Origin of the sequence: Pandoraea sp. PE-S2R-1 (assembly GCF_002179865.1) — a bacterium.
In the GTDB taxonomy this organism is placed as follows: Bacteria; Pseudomonadota; Gammaproteobacteria; order Burkholderiales; family Burkholderiaceae; genus Pandoraea.
On record NZ_NGUR01000015.1, the window covers coordinates 359,445 to 376,032 of the forward strand.

19 protein-coding genes are annotated in these 16,588 nt (G+C 63.8%); 8 read left to right on the top strand and 11 right to left on the bottom strand.

Annotation, left to right across the window (positions count from 1 at the left end; translation table 11 throughout):
• Positions 1-15 precede the first annotated feature (15 nt).
• Positions 16-1,374, top strand: coding sequence for an acyclic terpene utilization AtuA family protein (locus tag CDV44_RS18985; protein WP_087689641.1), 1,359 nt, complete (start codon positions 16-18; stop codon positions 1,372-1,374).
• A 1-nt stretch (position 1,375) separates the two neighbouring features.
• The gene (locus CDV44_RS18990; RefSeq protein ID WP_087689643.1) at positions 1,376-1,708 is read left to right on the top strand and encodes a hypothetical protein; all 333 of its coding nucleotides are present in this window, start codon (positions 1,376-1,378) and stop codon (positions 1,706-1,708) included.
• 4 nt (positions 1,709-1,712) lie between these two features.
• Here CDV44_RS18990 and CDV44_RS18995 read toward each other — a convergent pair whose 3' ends face one another.
• From CDV44_RS18995 to CDV44_RS19025, 7 genes are all read right to left on the bottom strand, one after another.
• On the bottom strand, positions 1,713-2,867 hold the full coding sequence (locus tag CDV44_RS18995; RefSeq protein ID WP_087689645.1) for a hypothetical protein: 1,155 nt from the start codon (positions 2,865-2,867) through the stop codon (positions 1,713-1,715).
• Between the two features lie 280 nt (positions 2,868-3,147).
• Entirely contained in the window at positions 3,148-3,561 is a 414-nt protein-coding gene (locus CDV44_RS19000; protein WP_087689647.1) for a RidA family protein, read from the bottom strand.
• Positions 3,562-3,567: 6 nt separating this feature from the next.
• On the bottom strand, positions 3,568-4,326 hold the full coding sequence (locus tag CDV44_RS19005; RefSeq protein ID WP_087689649.1) for an amino acid ABC transporter ATP-binding protein: 759 nt from the start codon (positions 4,324-4,326) through the stop codon (positions 3,568-3,570).
• Positions 4,323-5,306 (bottom strand): agmatinase, encoded by a 984-nt coding sequence (locus CDV44_RS19010; RefSeq protein ID WP_087689651.1) that lies wholly within the window; start codon positions 5,304-5,306, stop codon positions 4,323-4,325. Before CDV44_RS19010 ends, CDV44_RS19005 begins: the two co-directional genes overlap by 4 nt.
• 44 nt (positions 5,307-5,350) lie before the next feature.
• On the bottom strand, positions 5,351-6,013 hold the full coding sequence (locus tag CDV44_RS19015; RefSeq protein WP_087689653.1) for an amino acid ABC transporter permease: 663 nt from the start codon (positions 6,011-6,013) through the stop codon (positions 5,351-5,353).
• Positions 6,003-6,683, bottom strand: a complete 681-nt coding sequence (locus CDV44_RS19020) for an amino acid ABC transporter permease (protein ID WP_087689655.1) — start codon at positions 6,681-6,683, stop codon at positions 6,003-6,005. The genes CDV44_RS19015 and CDV44_RS19020 overlap by 11 nt, the downstream gene beginning before the upstream one ends.
• An 11-nt stretch (positions 6,684-6,694) precedes the next feature.
• Positions 6,695-7,546, bottom strand: a complete 852-nt coding sequence (locus CDV44_RS19025) for a transporter substrate-binding domain-containing protein (protein WP_087689657.1) — start codon at positions 7,544-7,546, stop codon at positions 6,695-6,697.
• Positions 7,547-7,713: 167 nt separating this feature from the next.
• Here CDV44_RS19025 and CDV44_RS19030 point away from each other — a divergent pair, with 167 nt between their 5' ends.
• On the top strand, positions 7,714-8,586 hold the full coding sequence (locus tag CDV44_RS19030) for a LysR family transcriptional regulator (protein ID WP_087689658.1): 873 nt from the start codon (positions 7,714-7,716) through the stop codon (positions 8,584-8,586).
• 9 nt (positions 8,587-8,595) lie between these two features.
• On the opposite strand, the gene CDV44_RS19035 is transcribed toward CDV44_RS19030, so the two are convergent.
• Positions 8,596-9,057, bottom strand: a complete 462-nt coding sequence (locus tag CDV44_RS19035; protein WP_087689660.1) for a GNAT family N-acetyltransferase — start codon at positions 9,055-9,057, stop codon at positions 8,596-8,598.
• 74 nt (positions 9,058-9,131) lie between these two features.
• Positions 9,132-10,040 (bottom strand): LysR substrate-binding domain-containing protein, encoded by a 909-nt coding sequence (locus CDV44_RS19040; RefSeq protein ID WP_087689662.1) that lies wholly within the window; start codon positions 10,038-10,040, stop codon positions 9,132-9,134.
• A 220-nt stretch (positions 10,041-10,260) separates the two neighbouring features.
• Here CDV44_RS19040 and CDV44_RS19045 point away from each other — a divergent pair, with 220 nt between their 5' ends.
• Positions 10,261-10,815: a heme-binding protein gene (locus CDV44_RS19045; RefSeq protein WP_087690737.1), complete on the top strand. Its 555-nt coding sequence runs from the start codon at positions 10,261-10,263 to the stop codon at positions 10,813-10,815.
• Positions 10,793-12,418, top strand: coding sequence for an MFS transporter (locus CDV44_RS19050; RefSeq protein WP_087689664.1), 1,626 nt, complete (start codon positions 10,793-10,795; stop codon positions 12,416-12,418). Before CDV44_RS19045 ends, CDV44_RS19050 begins: the two co-directional genes overlap by 23 nt.
• Positions 12,419-12,423: 5 nt before the next feature.
• Here the strand turns inward: CDV44_RS19050 and CDV44_RS19055 are convergent, their stop codons facing one another.
• Positions 12,424-13,272 carry a LysR family transcriptional regulator gene (locus CDV44_RS19055; RefSeq protein ID WP_087689666.1) on the bottom strand — a complete coding sequence of 283 codons (849 nt, stop codon included), beginning with the start codon at positions 13,270-13,272 and terminating at the stop codon, positions 12,424-12,426.
• A 119-nt stretch (positions 13,273-13,391) separates the two neighbouring features.
• On the opposite strand from CDV44_RS19055, the gene CDV44_RS19060 reads away from it, so the two are divergent.
• Positions 13,392-14,102 carry a haloacid dehalogenase type II gene (locus CDV44_RS19060; RefSeq protein ID WP_087689668.1) on the top strand — a complete coding sequence of 237 codons (711 nt, stop codon included), beginning with the start codon at positions 13,392-13,394 and terminating at the stop codon, positions 14,100-14,102.
• A 40-nt stretch (positions 14,103-14,142) separates the two neighbouring features.
• Positions 14,143-14,946 carry an aldolase gene (locus tag CDV44_RS19065; RefSeq protein WP_087689670.1) on the top strand — a complete coding sequence of 268 codons (804 nt, stop codon included), beginning with the start codon at positions 14,143-14,145 and terminating at the stop codon, positions 14,944-14,946.
• A 13-nt stretch (positions 14,947-14,959) separates the two neighbouring features.
• Here the strand turns inward: CDV44_RS19065 and CDV44_RS19070 are convergent, their stop codons facing one another.
• Positions 14,960-15,403 (bottom strand): cupin domain-containing protein, encoded by a 444-nt coding sequence (locus CDV44_RS19070; protein WP_087689672.1) that lies wholly within the window; start codon positions 15,401-15,403, stop codon positions 14,960-14,962.
• Positions 15,404-15,528: 125 nt separating this feature from the next.
• On the opposite strand from CDV44_RS19070, the gene CDV44_RS19075 reads away from it, so the two are divergent.
• Positions 15,529-16,476: a LysR family transcriptional regulator gene (locus tag CDV44_RS19075; protein ID WP_087689673.1), complete on the top strand. Its 948-nt coding sequence runs from the start codon at positions 15,529-15,531 to the stop codon at positions 16,474-16,476.
• Positions 16,477-16,588: the final 112 nt, after the last annotated feature.

Consider the following 16,588-nt stretch of genomic DNA (forward strand, 5'->3'; position numbering starts at 1 on the left):
CCGGATGCTATTCGCATGACAGCCCATCAAGACACTGGCCGCATCCGGATCGGCGCGGGCGCGGGATATTCCGGCGACCGCATCGAACCGGCCGTCGAACTCGCGGAACATGGCGCCCTCGACTATCTCGTCTTCGAATGCCTCGCCGAACGCACGATTGCCATCGCGCAACAGGCACGGCGCCGTGACCCGCAACAAGGCTACGACCCGCTGCTCGAAGCGCGCATGCGCGCAGTGCTGCCCGCCGCAATGCGCAACGGCGTGCGGATCATCTCGAACATGGGCGCGGCCAATCCGTTGGCGGCTGCGCAAAAGACGGCACAAATCGCCCGCTCGCTCGGACTCGATAACGTGAAGGTCGCTGCCGTCACCGGCGACGACGTGCTCGACGTGGTCATGCGCAGCGACCTGAATTTTGAAGAGTCCGGTGAGCCTGTCGCGGCCTACCGTGATCGCATCGTGTCGGCCAACGCCTATCTGGGCGCTGCGGGTATCGTCGACGCGCTCGCCGCGGGTGCCGACATCGTGCTGACCGGCCGCGTCGCGGATCCGTCGCTCTTTGCCGCACCGCTGATTCACGCGTTCGGCTGGCGCATGGATGACTGGCACACGCTGGGTCAGGCGACCGTTGTGGGCCATCTGCTGGAATGCGCGGGGCAAGTGACCGGCGGCTACTTCGCCGACCCGGGTGTCAAGGACGTGCCGAATCTGGCGCGTCTCGGTTTCCCGATTGGCGAGGTGTCGGCCGACGGCTCCGTGGTCATCACCAAGGTGCCGGGATCGGGGGGCCATGTGACGCCCGCGACTTGCAAGGAACAACTGCTGTACGAGATTCACGATCCGCGCCGGTATCTGCAACCCGACGTCGTTGCCGATTTCTCTGAAGTCGTCGTGAGGGAAGAAGCCACAGACCGCGTGCGAGTCACTGGCGGGCAAGGCACGCCGCGCACCGGAACGCTGAAGGTGTCTGTCGGCTATGTCGACGGGTTCATCGGCGAAGGCCAGATATCGTATGCCGGCCCCGGTGCCGTGGCACGGGCGAGGCTCGCCCTCGATATCGTTCGTGAACGACTGGCGTTGACCGGCGTGCAGACGAGCGAACTCCGCTTCGACCTGATTGGCGTGAACGCCCTGCATGGCGAAACAGCAGGTTCACACCATGCGCAACCCTACGAAGTGCGGGTGCGCGTGACGGGACGCACGGCGTCGGCCGAACAGGCCGTACGCATCGGCAATGAAGTGGAAACGCTGTACACGAATGGCCCGGCAGGGGGCGGTGGCGTGACCAAGTCGACGCGCGAAGTCCTCGCCGTGCAATCGGTGCTGTTGCCGCGCGAACACGCGACACCGGCGTTCTCCTTTGTCGAGGCCTGAGATGAAACTACGTGAACTGGCGCACTCGCGCACCGGCGACAAGGGCAACACGCTGAACGTCTCCGTCATCTGCTACGACACGCAGCACTACGAGCACTTGCGCGCCGCGCTCACCCCTGCCTACGTGAAAGCCTTCCTGAGCGATGTCGTGCACGGCGACGTGGTTCGCTACGAACTGCCCCGTCTGGCCGCCTTCAACTTCGTGTTGGGCAACGCGCTGGGCGGAGGCGTCACGCGCTCACTCGCGCTGGACGCCCACGGCAAGTCGCTGAGTTCGGCACTGATGGATATTGAAATCCCGGACGTGCCGGCAGCACCGGCGGCACCGGCATGAGGCCTCAGTAGTCGTCTTCGTCCGTGTCATCTTCCGAGAGATCTCGCTCGTCGTCGGAGGTATCGCTGGTATCGTCCTCGGAATCGTCGCCGAAGTTCAGCTTCAGCGGGCGGAGGTCTTTCGACGGTATCTTGGTGGAAGAGAACCCGTGGTGCGTCTTCACGTGCCCCACTGGAACGCGATGATCGTCGGTGGTTACGATGTACCTGCCGTCGCTCGTCGTGGCGATGCCCTTGCTGATGCGGTGTGGTGACATGCTGTAGGCCGCCTTCGTCCCCGGGGTCATGGGACCGCCGCTGAGAAAGTGGGAATGAAGACGGTCACTGACGCGGATATTGTTGGTCGAGTGGCTGCCGAGATCCGGAATATTGCCGTGCAACGCGTTCACCTTTGACAGGAACGGGCGCAACAACGAGACATCCTTCGTCGACTTGGACGATGACCATATCTTGACGACACGATCCCGTTCGTCGCGGAAGTCCTCGATTTGCTCTTCGACCATCTGCTTGTAACGTGATGGCAAAAGGCCCTTGACGTCGCCTTTCAGATTGAGCCGCTTGCGCTGCTCGGTCGCATCAACGAGCCGGTCCGTCCAGCGGACCAGATCCAATGCCGTCTCCTTTCCGGTCCCGAACAGCAGCACGCTGGAGCGAATGTCGGAGAACGGCATGCGATGCGGCATGGCGAGGTCGAAATCGCTGAGACTGATATCGCTTTTGTCCTTGCCGCTTTGTACCGACGCCGTGCCCTTGGCAAGCTCATAGGCCTTCTTGGGAAACGAAGGGCGCGAGAGCTCGCCGTCGTCATCTTCCTTTTCATACTCCTTGGCGAGGGTTGTGATGAATTCGTCGAGGTCGTCGTATTCGTACGGCGCCCCGCCCTCGCCCGCCATGTCCTTGATGTGCGAGCGCCAACCGCGCCGCCACAATTCGGAACGCTCATCGCTGTCGATCTCTTCGATCAACTCCCTCGTGGTATTACCCCCCGGCTTCGTGAATTCGTCCTCGCCAATCTTGATGACGCGCTGAATCACCGGCATACGACTCACCGCGCCAACCGGAGGACCGCCGACAACGCTTCGCTGCGCGGTCGTACGGGGGCTGCCCTCGATCAAACTGGCCAACGCCCGGCCAGCTTCACCGCGCGCACTGCGATCCATCAATTGCCGAATCCGGCCTTGGGATTGACTCTCAGGGCGAAGATCAGACTGAAAGGAGGCACGACCGCCCGCCGGTCTGTCGGCCGGCCGTCCCATCCCATGGCGTGCGTCACGCTCGGACTCGGTTGCCCTTTTCATTCGACGGTGTCCTCGTGGTTATCTGCCCGCATCCGGCGCATCGCGCCAGAGCCGGCTCCCCGCGACAATACCCCGGCTTACCGATAAACCAGCGAGGCAAACCACTGTTTGAATGGTTTGCTCCACCGCGCCGCCCGCAGGCTTATGCGCCCGGCTTCACCGCCGTCACGTCGATCTCGACCAGCCATTCCGGGCGCGCCAGCGCCTGCACCACGATGCCGGTCGACACGGGGAATACGCCTTTGAGCCACCGCCCCATCACCAGATAGACGGCCTCGCGATAGCGCGGGTCGATGATGTAGACGGTGACTTTGCAGATGTCCTCAAGCTTGCTGCCGCATTCTTCGAGCAGCATTGCCACGTTGGCCATCGCCTTCTCGGTCTGCGCCGTGACGTCACCAATGCCGACGGACTCGCGTGTGTCCAGATCCTGACCGATCTGGCCGCGCAGATAAATGGTGTTGCCCGCGACTACCGCCTGACAGAGATCGTTGTCGAGCTTCTGCTCCGGATACGTTTCGCGGGTGTTGAATTTGCGGATTCGGGTGTGCGTCATGAGCGTTCAGTGCGTCAGAATTTTCGAAAGGAAGCGTTTGACGGCCGGGTTGGCGGTGTCCTGAAAGAACGCGCCGGTCGGGCAGTCTTCGACGATGGCGCCGTCTTCCATGAAGACCACGCGATGGGCCACGCGCCGGGCGAAGCCCATCTCGTGCGTGACCACCATCATCGTCATGCCGTCGCGGGCGAGTTCCACCATCACGTCGAGCACTTCGTTGACCATTTCGGGGTCGAGCGCCGAAGTCGGTTCATCGAACAGCATCGCCTTGGGGTCCATCGACAACGCGCGCGCAATCGCCACGCGCTGTTGCTGACCGCCCGATAACTGGCCCGGATACTTGTGCGCGTGCGCCGACAGCCCCACACGATCGAGTAACGCACGCGCTTTGGTGCGCGCGGTATCGGCGTCGCGTCCCAGCACGATCTGCTGGGCCAGCGTGAGGTTGCGCGTCAGGTCCAGATGCGGGAACAACTCGAAGTGCTGAAACACCATGCCGACCTTGCTGCGCAGGTTCGGCAGGCGTGTCGTCTTCGCCATGAGCGACACGCCATCGACCACGATGTCGCCCTTTTGAATCGGTTCCAGCGCATTGACGGTCTTGATCAACGTCGACTTGCCCGAGCCCGACGGCCCGCAGACCACGACAATCTCGCCCTTGTTCACTTGCGTCGAACACGCCTTCAACACGTGGTGCGTGCCGTACCACTTGTCGATACCCCGGATGTCGATGACCGGCTCGGCTGAACTCGCTTGCGGGTTCATTTGCCGGCCTGCTTGTCGGTGGACTTGTCAAAATACCCCGCACGGATCGAAGCGCCGATCAGGTTGAGGATCAACCGTCCGGCCGTCACGCACGAGATCAGATTCGCGTCGTCCTTCTCGGGCTGAATCTCCACGATGTCCATGCCCACGACGCGCCCCTTGCGCACCAGCCCGTGAATCAGCTTGCGCGCCTGTACGAAGGTCACACCGCCCGGTGCCGGTCCTGCCACGGCGGGCATCGTCGACGGGTCCAGCCCATCCGCATCGATCGTCAGGTAGTAATTGCCGCCATCGGGAATCCGGTCGAGCACCGCATCCATCCCGATATCGTGCAACTCGTAGGCCGTGACCAGCTCGGCACCATAGGCGCGTGCGGCCACCAGTTCGGCTTCGCGCCCGCTGCCCTGAGCGCGCAGGCCGATCTGGATGATGCGATCCACGTGCGCCATTTCCGAAGCACGGCGAATCGGGCTCGACAGCCCTTCACGCACGCCGTTCACTTCGTCGCGCCAGTCCAGATGCGCATCGATATGCACCAGCGTAATCGGCCCCTTCTGATCGAGCCCGCGCAGCACCGGCGTGGTGATGCCGTGATCGCCGCCGAGCACGATGGGCATGGCACCGCCCGCCGCGATCTTGCGAACGGCCGCTTCGGCACGTGCATAGTGCTCGCCCGGCTTCGTCAGGTCGGGAATGATGTCGCCGCAATCGACAAACCGCACGTCGGTGCGCCCCTGCAACAACGGCCCATCGATGTCGAAGTCGTAGTGATCGGGTTTGCGCGCCACGCGATCCGTCGCCTGACGAATTGCGGAGGGCGCATTGGTCTGGTCGTTGCTGAAGTCCGACGCTGCATACGGCGCGCCGTACGGCATGCCGAGCACGGCAATATCGGCCTTCAGGTTGTCGATGTCGAGATCGAGTTCCGAATACAGCAACGTCGGGTGGCCGATTCGCGGCGCAACGGTATAGGTAGTCATCGTGTTGTCCTTGGTGGTGACGTTCGAGAGAGGTCGCAGTGCCGTCAGACGTGGCGGGCGCGTCGTCCGATCACGGTCTCCAGACGCCGCCCCACGCTGGCCAGCACCACACTGCTGACCCAGTAGAGCAACGCCGTGGTGCCGAGCACTTCGACGTAAGCAAAGGTATTGGCGGTGAGCAGATTGCTCTGGTAGGTCATCTCCGGCAGGCTCATCACCGAGAAAATGGCCGAGTCCTTGAACATCATGATCACGAGGCTGGTCGTCGGCGGCACGAGAAAGCCGAACAACTGCGGCGCGACGATGTGGCGCTGCGTCTGCCAGTACGTCATGCCGAGAGAGAGCGCCGCATGGGTCTGGCCACGCGCCACACTGCGCAATGCGGCGCGCAGGATTTCGCAGAAATAACCGCCGGTGTAGAACGCCGTGCACCCCACTGCGACCGTCATTGCCGATGCGCCGATGCCGAGCTTGGGCAGCCCGAAGAACGACAGGTAGACGAGAATCAGGTAAGGAATGTTGCGCACCAGTTCCACGTAGGCGAGCGCCACGGGCTTGAGCAACGTGCGGGATTGCGTGGCATACGCGGCCACGATGCCGATGAGAATGCCCAGCGGAATGCCGATCACGCTGACCAGCGCGCTGACACGCAGCCCTTCCAGCAAGACCGGGACAGCGTCTCTGACGATGGTGAAATCAATGACCATGGGGCAGCATCCTCGACACCCGGCGTTCGCACATGCGCGACGCTGCCGAGATGCAGAACAGAATGACGAAGTACACCGCTGCGGTGACCGCGAACACTTGCAACGGCAGATCGGTTTGCAATGTCGCGTTGCGCGCCACGGTGGCCAGCTCGGGCACGGCGATGATCGACATCAGCGACGACGCCTTGAGCAGAATCGTGAACTCGCTCGTGAGCGGCGGAATCGCCCGGTAGATCACCTGCGGCAGCAGCACGTGACGCCAGACGTACGGCGCACGCATGCCCAGCGCATACGCGGCGGCACGCTGCCCCGGCGAGATCGTGCCGAGCGCACCGCGCAGAATCTCCACGATGTAGGCGCTCGTGTTACACGCCAGCGCGGCGATGCCTGCGGTGATCGGCGAGATCGAGATATCGAGCATCGCCGGCACCATGTAATACGCGATCAGCATGTGAATCAGCGCTGGCGTTCCACGAATCAGACTCACCCACAACACCACGAACGAGCGCACGGGCGCGAAGGGCGCGATGCGCGCAATCAGCAGCACGATGCCGAGCGCCATCCCGATCACGAACGCCACAGCCGACGCGCCGATGGTCACGGCCGTGCCCGAGACCACACCCTCGAGAAACGGAGCAATGACGCCGCTTTTATCGATCCAGTCCAGCATGGCGGCGGCCGTCAGATCGCGCCAGCAGGCAGATAGTTTTCGCGCGGCGTTTCCATCGGTGCGCCAAACCACTTCTTCTGCAAGACGGCCAGTTTGCCGCTCGCCCGGAACTCATCGAGCGAGTCGTTGATGAACTTGCGGATTTCAAGATCGTTGGGGTTGGCGACCCATGCGAGCAGCTTGGGCTGACCGATTTCACCCGCAATGCGAAACACGTTGGGTTGCTTGCGCATCTGCACGGCGGCGATGTTCGAGGGCATCAGCGCGACGTCCACGGTCTTGTTCGACAGCGCATTCGAGACATCCGGGTACGCCTGAAACAGCTTGGTCCCCGCGTAGCCCTTGCCGGTCTTTTCTTTCAGTTCCTTTTCGAACTCGTCGGCGACCGGCTGGGACGATGAGCCCATCTGCGTGCCCACGGTCTTGCCGCCGATGTCCATGTCGCGTTTGATCGACATGTCGTCGGCGCGCACCATCAGCACCGAGCGCACGACACCCACCGGCTGGCTGAACGCAAAGCGCTTGGCGCGCTCGGGCGTGATGCCCACGCTCGTCGCGACGAAGTCGAACTTGTGCGACATCAGGCCCGGCAGCAAGCCTTGGAACGGCAGATTCATCTGTTCGAGCTTCACGCCGAGTTTGGCGGCCATCAACTCGAGCACGTCGTGACCGTAGCCGACCACCTGCCCGTTTTCGACATATTCGAACGGCTCATACGCCGCTTCCGTGCCGACGGTGAGCTTGCCGCGCTTCTTGATGTCGGCCAGCGTGCCGCCCTCGGCAAACGCCAGCGTCGGCAGCGCGAACACCGCGCCCGAGGCAAGCGTCGCCTTCACAAAGGATCTTCTGGACCAGGTCTTCATAGCGTGCCTCGCGTTGTGGGGTGTTGTTGAATCTGTCCGGCCGTACGGGTCATGACGACCTCATGTCAGGGGCCTTGCAATTCACTGTATGCGGGCAAAAAGATCATGAAAAATGATTTTTTTATTGGTATGGTTGCAAAAAACGTAACCTCTCCAGGAACCGATTCATGGCAGGACGGGACTTCAACGAACGGGACTTGCGCTCCCTGCGCATCTTCTGTGCCGTGGCGCAGGCCAACGGCTTCGCGGCGGCGGAAAAGCAGTTGAATATGTCGAAGGCGTCGATCAGCCGTCACATCCGCGACGTGGAAGAGACGCTGGGCGCGCGGCTTTGCGAGCGCGGCCCATCGGGTTTCGTGCTCACCCACGCGGGCAAGGTGGCGCTGGAACTGGCGCGTGATGCGCTCAAGTCGCTGGAGCGGATTCGCCCCGAGATCGACGCGGTGCGTGGCGTGCTGTCGGGCACGTTGTCGATTGGCATGGTCGAGCACATCGTGTCGGATGTGGGGTGCCATATCCCCGAGGCATTGGCCGAATTCAAGGCGCAGGCGCCGGACGTCAAGGTCGAACTCACGGTGATGACCTTCAACGAACTCGACCTCGCCTTGCGCGAGCGCCGGGTGCAGATCGCCATTCGGGGGATGTACCGGCGCGAAGCCGGCTTCAACTACCAGCGGCTCTTTATCGAACGCCATCAGCTATTCGTGGCACGCCATCGCTTGCGCGATGCGAGCACGTTACCGCTTGTCTATCGCTCGCAGCCGTTCGTGCACGAGGCACTCAACACACTGGGGCTCACACGCGGCCCGGCGGCGTCGGGGCTGGAAGCCGTCGCAATGCTGGTGCTATCCGGGCATTACGTCGGGCTGTTGCCGCAGTATTACGCGTCACTGTTTTCGAAGCGGCACGCGCTCGTGCGGGTGCCCTCGGGGCCGGAGTACGAGAACACGATCAGCGCCATCACCGAAACCTCACGGCCGCACACACGCGCGCTGGACTTGTTTCTGGAACTGCTCGCCCGCTTTCATCCGGACGAATGACGGCAGGCGTCAGACCGTCGGCGCGAATTGGCGGCGGTACTTCACGAACCCGCGTTTGATATCACCGGCAAACCCTGAGCGCTCGAAGAACCGGTGCGCCTCGGCCCGGGCGACGGAGCTGAGCAGCATCATCTTCGAGCAGTGCTGCGCGAGACAGAATCGTTCGACTTCACAGAGCAGCGCACGGCCGACACCACTGCCACGGCACTGCGTATCGACCACGATGTTCTCGATGACGGCAAACGGTTGATCGGCATACATCGCGTCCGGGCAGACGGTGACGATCACCGTGCCGCGCACCATGCCATCCACGTCAGCGACGAAGAGCCGCGTGCGCGTGTCTTGTGCAAGCGCCTCGATTTGCGACGTCGTGACGTTCACCCTGTCGTCGTCGACCAATTGGCGATAGAGCGTCTGAAGGGCACCGCGATCGGCGGGTGTGGCAATACGAACGAGCGGCGCGGAAGGCATGACGGATCAATACGTGAACGGCAACGCGAATAGCGAGAGCAGAGACGATACCGACCCGATGTGACAATCGCCACTCACTCTGCCCGATCGAACAGCGCGTACGACGTAATAGCCGGTGTCCGGGTGATTTGGGCAATCAGGCGCGACACCGCGAGCGACGGCTCGAAGCTGCGGAAAACGGCAGAAATTTCAGAGTGAATCGGCGGTCCGGCCAACGGCTTGAAGACCACGCCCGGAATCGCCGTCGCACCGACCAGCACGTCCGGCACGATCGCCACGCCCTCGCCCAGCGCCACTTGCGAGAGCACCGCTACCAGCGAGCCAGGGGTCGTCGTGCCGACGGGCGTAAAGCCACCCCGTCGCGCCACTTCGTAGGTGCCCAGCGGTTGCTCGGGCACGATGAAGCGCTCGTTCTCCAACGCATCGGCATCGACGGCACCGGGCGGCGCGGCCAGTGCATGACCGGCGGGCAACGCCACGCAAAAGCTGTCGCGAAACAGCACATGCGCGCGGTGGCGGGTATGCAGATTCATCGGCATGCGCAGCAGTGCAATGTCGATACGGTTCTCGACAAGCATCATCGGCAACTCGCCCTGCGGGACTTCACGCGCGGTGACGATGACACCGGGCCACGCCTGCCGAAACGTCGCGAGTTGTGACTGCAACACGCCGGAGAAGACGGCCGAGCCTGCATAGCCGATCTCCACCCGCCCGGTCTCGCCACGGCCCGCCCGCTGCCCCGCGAGTACGGCCCGCTCGGCTTGTGCAAGCACCTGTCGCGCTTCCAGCAAGAACATCTCTCCGGCCGGCGTCAGCCGCACGTCGCGTCGACTGCGCACAAATAGCTGCACGCCCAAATCGCGCTCGATGTCCTGAATCTGCACGGTCAGCGTGGGTGCGGCAATGTCCAGCGCCTGTGCAGCGCGGCCGAAATGCAGCGTCTGGGCAAGCGTCACGAAGTAGCGAAAGTGCCGAAGTTCCACGAAGTCCTCATCGTTGGCAAGGGTTGCCCGCCATGCTACCGCGCCCGCCGTTCACCCGTCACCGTGCATTTCATTAGGCTGAACCTAATAACTTCGCCGCCGCCCGGCAATGACTCCCGCGCCCTCGCGTGATCGAATGACGACATGCGAATCGCCCACAACTAACGTCGCGCGTTCGCATGCTTTTGTCACCTTTGCAGGGAGTTTCATGATGATGTCGATGTCCCGTTTCAACACGCTCAATACCACTAAGACCCGTCGTGCAGCACAAGCCATTGCCGTGTCGATCGCCTTGTGCGCGGGCGCAGTCCCCCTCGTCGCGCGTGCCGCCGAACTGCCCACGCGCCCGGTGCTCACGCTCGACGCAGCCCAGAACGTCATTCGCGCCGCGCAAACCAAAGCCGCAGCCGAAGGCTGGCCGTGCGTCATCTCGGTCGTCGATGCCGGCGGCCTGCCCATCGCGCTCGTGCGCATGGACAACGCCGCCGTCCCGGCGGGCGTCGATCTCGCACCGGGCAAGGCGCGTACCGCCGCCCTGTTCCGCCGCCCGAGCGGTGTGCTCGAAGATGCGCTGAACGGCAGCCGTCGCGCAGTGGGCACAGCACCCGGCTATGTGCTGATGCGCGGCGGTCTGCCGCTCGTGGTGAACGGCACGGTCGTGGGCGCCATTGGCGTATCGGCCGACACGCCGCAGCACGACGAAGAAATCGCCAAGGCCGGTGTCGACGGCCTGACACAACCGGATAGCAACCATGGCAACGTCCAAGTCCGCTAATTCAGGCAGCGCCGCCACGTCGCCGGAAGGCTCGGCGACGGGCAGTCTCGCGCTGTTGCTGACGGCCTCGACCGGCTGCGCGATGACGGTGCTCGACACCAACGTCGTCGGCGTGGTGCTGCCCACGATCTCCGCGCAGTTGCACGCGAGCTTCGCCGACGTGCAGTGGGTCATCGGTGCCTATGTGCTGTGCTTCGCCGCGTTGTTGCTGCCCGCCGGGTCGATTGCCGACCGCTTTGGCCGCCGCCGGGTGTTTTTGTGCGGCATCGCCGGTTTCGCGCTGGCCTCGCTCGCGTGCGGTCTCGCGCCGACCGCGCAATGGCTCTATTTTTCTCGTGCCGCGCAAGGCGTCGGGGCCGCCTTCCTGCTCGCGCCCGCGCTCGCCATCATCGGTCATGGGTTTCATGAGAAAGAAGCCCGTGCCCGCGCATGGGGCTTGTGGGGCGCGGTGATGGGTCTGACGATGGTGCTCTCGCCGCTCATCGGCGGCATCATTGGCGACACGTTGGGCTGGCGCTGGGCGTTTCACGTCAACGCGCCGATTTGTGCAGCGCTGGCGTTTGCCGTCGTGCGCATCGTGCCTGAATCGAAAGCGCAGGTGCAGCGCCCTGTCGACGTGCCCGGCATCGCGTTGTTTGCCTCGGCGATGTTCTGCGTGACATGGGCGTTCATCGTCGGCCCGGCGCAGGGATGGACCAGCCCGGGCATTCTGCTGCGCATTGCAGCGGGCGGTGCGTTGTTCATCGTCTTCGCGATGGTGGAGCGCGCACGTGAGCATCCGATGCTCGACCTGTCGCTGTTCCGCTCGTGGCCTTTCGCCGGTGCCACGCTCGCCATGTTCTCTTACGCCGCGTGTGCGCAAGTGATGGCCTCGTTGTTGCCGCAGTTTCTCCAGAACGCGCGGGGCGAGACGGTGCTGGGTGCCGGTATTGCGATGCTGCCGTTCGCCGTGGCGATGTTGCTGCTGCCGCAAGTGGGAAAACGTCTGGCGGCATGGCTGCCGTCGTACCGGATTCTCGTGATCGGGTTGGGACTCACCGGCGTGGGCAATCTGGCGATGTCGTATGTGTCGTCGCAGGGTCTGGCTCATTCGACGTTATCGCTGATGCTCGCGATGTTCGTACTCGGCAGCGGTGGCGGTTTGCTCAACGGTGAAACGCAGAAGGCCATCATGGGCACGATTGCGCGCGAGCGCGCGGGCATGGCCTCGGGCATCAGCACAACGTTCCGCTTCTCGGGGATCTTGCTCGGCTATACCGCGCTGGGCGCCGTCCTCACGGCGGGCGTGCATCGCAGCGTCGCGGCGCATTTGCCGCAAGTGCTGAGTGCAGCGCCGGCCGCTGGCGTCCACGACGTGGCCACCCGGCTCGATTTCGCCGATGCTATTTCGGCAGGCGACTTTGCGCAGGCCCTGCATCTGTATCCGGCTGCACTCAACACTGCGCTGCTCGATGCAGGTCGTGTGGCGTACAGCAGCGGCTTCAGCGGCGCATTTCTTGCCGCTGGCATCTTCGCGTTCCTGTGTGCGCTGGCCGTGCAAATGAGCATGGGCCCCGCTGACGCGCGCGAGCGCCGGGGCGAGTCGGCGTCGGAGGCAGCGTGATCGCGTTACGCCATCACCGTATGACGTAGAAAATCGGCCAGCACGCGTTGCGACGCCGATGCCGGACCGCCACCGTCGATCAACGCGATTTCCGACGGCGGTGGCGGGGGCAGCGTGTCGCATACCGTGTGATCGTCGAGCAGCGCACTCTCGGGCAGCACCGATACGCCGAGTCCTGACGACACCGCCGCCTGAATCCCCGTCAGGCTGTGACTGCCGAACGCAATGCGCCACGGCCGGTGCTGCGCATCCAGACTGCGAATGGCGCGCTGCCGATAGATGCATCCCTGTGGAAACAGCGCGAGCGGCACCGGCGCATCGGCGAAGGCCTGCGCCCCTGCATCGGCCGCTATCGCCCAGACCAATCGTTCGGGCCACGCGGCAAGACACTCCCCTTGTCCGGGCTCGCGTTTCACAAGCGCCAGTTCAAGATCACCCGACGCGAGCCGCTGACGCAGATCCGTACTCATCCCCGCCAGCACTTCGAGCCGGATATCCGGCTGCGCCCTCACAAACTGCGACAGGATGTCGGCCATGCGTCGCGCGTCGAAGTCTTCAGGCATGCCCACCCGTACCGTCGTCACGCGGTTATCGCTCTCCATCGCATCGAGCGCCTCGGTCGAGATCGCCAGCAACTTGCGCGCATATTGCGCCAGCAACTCGCCACGCGGCGTGGGCGTGACCAGCACACCGGAGCGATCACGCATCAGCAGTTGCCGGCCCAAATCGTCTTCGAGACGGCGAATCTGCTGACTCACGGTCGACTGCGTGCGGTGCACCCGCTCGGCCGCGCGCGTGAAGCTGCCCTCGTCCACAACGGCGACGAGTGTTCTGAGCAAGCCAAGATCGAGCATGGCGGCACCATATTTACATTATCGATAAGTGATGCATTTTAATTTAATTTCAAAATATGATGCAGTCGCCATACGCTGGCGGTGTTCCCATCGATAACGCGCTTCCCCCGCCACCCGCCATGTCCCTTTCGCTCAAGCAAAGCTCCCGGCCGCAATGGCTCACCTTCGACTGCTACGGCACCTTGATCCAATGGGATGAAGGCTTGCGCAATGCCGTCGAGTGCATTCTCGCGAGCAAGCCGGATCACCGGATCGCCACGCGCGACCTGCTCGCGCGATTCGATCATCACGAGCACCGGCTCGAGCAAACGCCGCCGTTCCAGCGTTTTCGCGACGTGGCCGGTGAAGGCTTGCGGCTTGCCCTGCAAGACCTCGGGCTGCAAGCCTCGCCGCAAGACATCGAAGTGCTGACCGGCAATATTTCGGCGATGCCGCCGTTCCCCGAAGTCGTCGCCACGCTGGCCGCACTCAAGGCGCGCGGCTACCGGTTGTGCATCGTCTCCAACACGGATGACGACATCATCGCGGGCAACGTAGCGCAGCTCGGCGGCCATATTGATCGCGTGATCACCGCGCAGCAGGCCGGGGCGTACAAACCGGACCGGCGCCTGTTCGACCACGCGCATGCGCAGCTCGGCGTGACGAAGGAGGATGTGGTGCATATCTGTGCCAGCCCGCATCTCGATCATGCGGCGGCACGCGACATTGGCTTCCGCTGCGTCTGGATCGATCGCGGCACGGGCCGCCAGCGCCTGCCCGATTACACGCCCGACGCCACACTTCCCACGCTCGACGCCGTGGTGCCGTTATTCGACGGATGCGGCTGGTAACGCGCGCGACGCCAGCCCCTTCGCTCATGGAGACGACGACATGGCACACACGCTGACCCTGAACAACGGTGCGACGACATCCCCGCACGGCCGTACGACAGACATTGATCTCGACGCCCCCGCCGTACGCACCGCCCGCGAAGAACTCGCGGCGTGCTTTCGGCTGGCGGCCGTGCACGGTTTCGAAGAAGGCATCTGCAACCACTTCTCGGCCATGCTGCCCGGCAGTGACCGGTACTTTCTCGTGAACCCGTTCGGGCTCGCGTTCGAGGAAGTCACGGCGTCGAGTCTGCTGGTCTGCGATCTTGACGGCAGTGTCGTCGCAGGCGACGGTGTGCCCGAGGCCACGGCGTTCTACATCCATGCGCGGCTGCATCGTGCCAACCCGCGCGTACGCGTCGCCTTCCACACGCACATGCCGTGGGCTACCGCACTCGCAATGAGCGAAGGCGAGCCGCTCGTGTGGGCGGGGCAAACGGCGCTGAAGTTCTACGGCCGTGTAGCACTCGACACCGACTACAACGGGCTCGCGCTGGGCAATGAGGAAGGCGACCGCATCGCCGCAGCAATGGGCGACGCGGATATCGTCTTCATGAAACATCATGGCGTGATGGTCGCGGGGCCGAACATCGCAGAAGCGTGGGACGACCTCTACTACCTCGAGCGTGCCTGCGAAGTGCAATGCAAGGCCATGAGTACCGGGCGCGAACTTCGCCCGGTGCCCGAAGCCATTGCACGCCGTACCGCCGCCGAGATGCGCGCAGGCGACCCGCACAGTGCGCGGGCCCATCTGGATAGCGCCATGCGGCGGCTGCGCGCAGCGGGCGTGCCGTTCGACCAGTAATTCGGGGGCGGGATTACAACCCCAGAATCACCTGCCGGTAGGTCTCGCATACCCTACGCACCGCCTCGGGCTCGTGCGGCACCGGCAGCGCCGCCATGGCGCGGAAGAACGCGTCGTGACGCGCGGGCGTCGACACCAGCAGCATGCGGGCGGGCGTGTCGGCGTCGTTCGTGAAGCCGTGCACGTCGCCCTTCGCGACGTTGACGGTGTCGCCAGCGGCGACGTCTTGCGTCGTCTCGCCCACCGTGAATCGCAAGCGCCCCTGCGTGAGAACGAACGTCTTTTCCTCATCGAGCGAACGATGCATCGGCGCACCGCCGTTCGGGTTGACCGTCATGTCCATGATGGTGAGATCGCGCGCGCTGCCGTGGCGGGGCGTGCTCACGCCTTCGATCAGGCGGACCTCCATGTTGGCGAACGACACGGTGTCGGCATGCGGATTGAATTCGGATTGCATGAAACGTCTGGCTCCTTTTGCGGAAAGTTAAGCTCACGCACGGTGAGATTCACCTGCATTCTGCCGATTCGCCATCTGCACGATAAGCCGTCTAAAATTGGCAAGACTTGCCAATTGAATGGACAATGGATCTCAACGCCACCCTCGCCTTCGTGACCGTCGTAGAGTGCGGCGCCTTCTCGGGCGCGGCGCGTCAGCTGGATATTCCCCGCTCAACGGTCAGCGCCCGTGTGGCGGCCCTCGAAGCGCATCTCGGTGCGGTGCTGTTGCGCCGTACGACACGGCGTATCGCGTTGACCGACGACGGGCGCGCTTACTACGACCGTGTCGCCCCGGCGATTGCAGCGCTGCGCGAGGCCGAAGATCAGGGTGTCGCGAGTGTGTCGGGTGTGACCGCGCTCGCCGGGTCGATCCGCATGAGCGTGCCATTCGACTTTCCGTTCGATACGTTGAGCGAAGCCGTCGTCTCGTTTCGGGCCGCACACCCTCAGATTCGCTTTGACATTCTGGTCGACGACAGCGTGAGCGATTTCGTGGACGACAACCTCGATATGGCGATTCGCGGCGGCAACCCGGGCGGCGATCACGTCATCGCGCGGCGCATTGCCTCCTTCCGCTTCGGGAGATTCGTCAATCCGGCCTATGGAAAGGCTGAGACGCCCGACGCGCCTCAACTGGCATTCAGAAGCCGCGCCGCCCCCGCCGCGCTGCCCCGCTCAGCTGCGCTGAATGCGCCCGCTCATCCGGCGGTGGCGACCAACAGCTTCGCTTTGCTCAAGCAGTTGGCCCTCAAGGGGGCCGGCGTCGCCGTCCTGCCCGAACACGCCTGCGAGCCCGAAGTTGCGCGCGGTGAACTCGTGCGTTGGGCGCTCGCCACACCGGCGGACAAGTCCTCGCCAACGTCCTCGCAAGCGGGCCTCTATCTCGTGTACCCTTCACGGCGCGAACTGAGCCCCCGCGTCAAGGCGTTCTCCGACCATCTCGTGAACACCCTTGAAGCTCATGGCGCCCATGAAGCCCCTGCCGAGGCGCCCGGCGTCGTGAGCGCCTCACGATCCCGCCCGCGTCGCTAAGCAAAGCAAAAACGGTCAGTTTGCCCGGCGGACACTTCCTCCTAGAATGGACGCGTCGTCCTATTTCTGCCGGGAGCTGTCGTGTCCAGTCGTATTGATCAAGGCGTTGCCT

Coding starts and splice junctions, on each gene's coding strand:
- CDV44_RS19050 (WP_087689664.1), top strand. CDS start 10,793: ATGGCAACGTCCAAGTCCGCTAATTCAGGCAGCGCCGCCACGTCGCCG.
- CDV44_RS19025 (WP_087689657.1), bottom strand. CDS start 7,546: ATGAAGACCTGGTCCAGAAGATCCTTTGTGAAGGCGACGCTTGCCTCG.
- CDV44_RS19020 (WP_087689655.1), bottom strand. CDS start 6,683: ATGCTGGACTGGATCGATAAAAGCGGCGTCATTGCTCCGTTTCTCGAG.
- CDV44_RS19010 (WP_087689651.1), bottom strand. CDS start 5,306: ATGACTACCTATACCGTTGCGCCGCGAATCGGCCACCCGACGTTGCTG.
- CDV44_RS19045 (WP_087690737.1), top strand. CDS start 10,261: ATGTCCCGTTTCAACACGCTCAATACCACTAAGACCCGTCGTGCAGCA.
- CDV44_RS19075 (WP_087689673.1), top strand. CDS start 15,529: ATGGATCTCAACGCCACCCTCGCCTTCGTGACCGTCGTAGAGTGCGGC.
- CDV44_RS19005 (WP_087689649.1), bottom strand. CDS start 4,326: ATGAACCCGCAAGCGAGTTCAGCCGAGCCGGTCATCGACATCCGGGGT.
- CDV44_RS19035 (WP_087689660.1), bottom strand. CDS start 9,057: ATGCCTTCCGCGCCGCTCGTTCGTATTGCCACACCCGCCGATCGCGGT.
- CDV44_RS18995 (WP_087689645.1), bottom strand. CDS start 2,867: ATGGATCGCAGTGCGCGCGGTGAAGCTGGCCGGGCGTTGGCCAGTTTG.
- CDV44_RS19030 (WP_087689658.1), top strand. CDS start 7,714: ATGGCAGGACGGGACTTCAACGAACGGGACTTGCGCTCCCTGCGCATC.
- CDV44_RS18985 (WP_087689641.1), top strand. CDS start 16: ATGACAGCCCATCAAGACACTGGCCGCATCCGGATCGGCGCGGGCGCG.
- CDV44_RS19060 (WP_087689668.1), top strand. CDS start 13,392: ATGTCCCTTTCGCTCAAGCAAAGCTCCCGGCCGCAATGGCTCACCTTC.
- CDV44_RS19015 (WP_087689653.1), bottom strand. CDS start 6,013: ATGGTCATTGATTTCACCATCGTCAGAGACGCTGTCCCGGTCTTGCTG.
- CDV44_RS18990 (WP_087689643.1), top strand. CDS start 1,376: ATGAAACTACGTGAACTGGCGCACTCGCGCACCGGCGACAAGGGCAAC.
- CDV44_RS19055 (WP_087689666.1), bottom strand. CDS start 13,272: ATGCTCGATCTTGGCTTGCTCAGAACACTCGTCGCCGTTGTGGACGAG.
- CDV44_RS19000 (WP_087689647.1), bottom strand. CDS start 3,561: ATGACGCACACCCGAATCCGCAAATTCAACACCCGCGAAACGTATCCG.
- CDV44_RS19070 (WP_087689672.1), bottom strand. CDS start 15,403: ATGCAATCCGAATTCAATCCGCATGCCGACACCGTGTCGTTCGCCAAC.
- CDV44_RS19065 (WP_087689670.1), top strand. CDS start 14,143: ATGGCACACACGCTGACCCTGAACAACGGTGCGACGACATCCCCGCAC.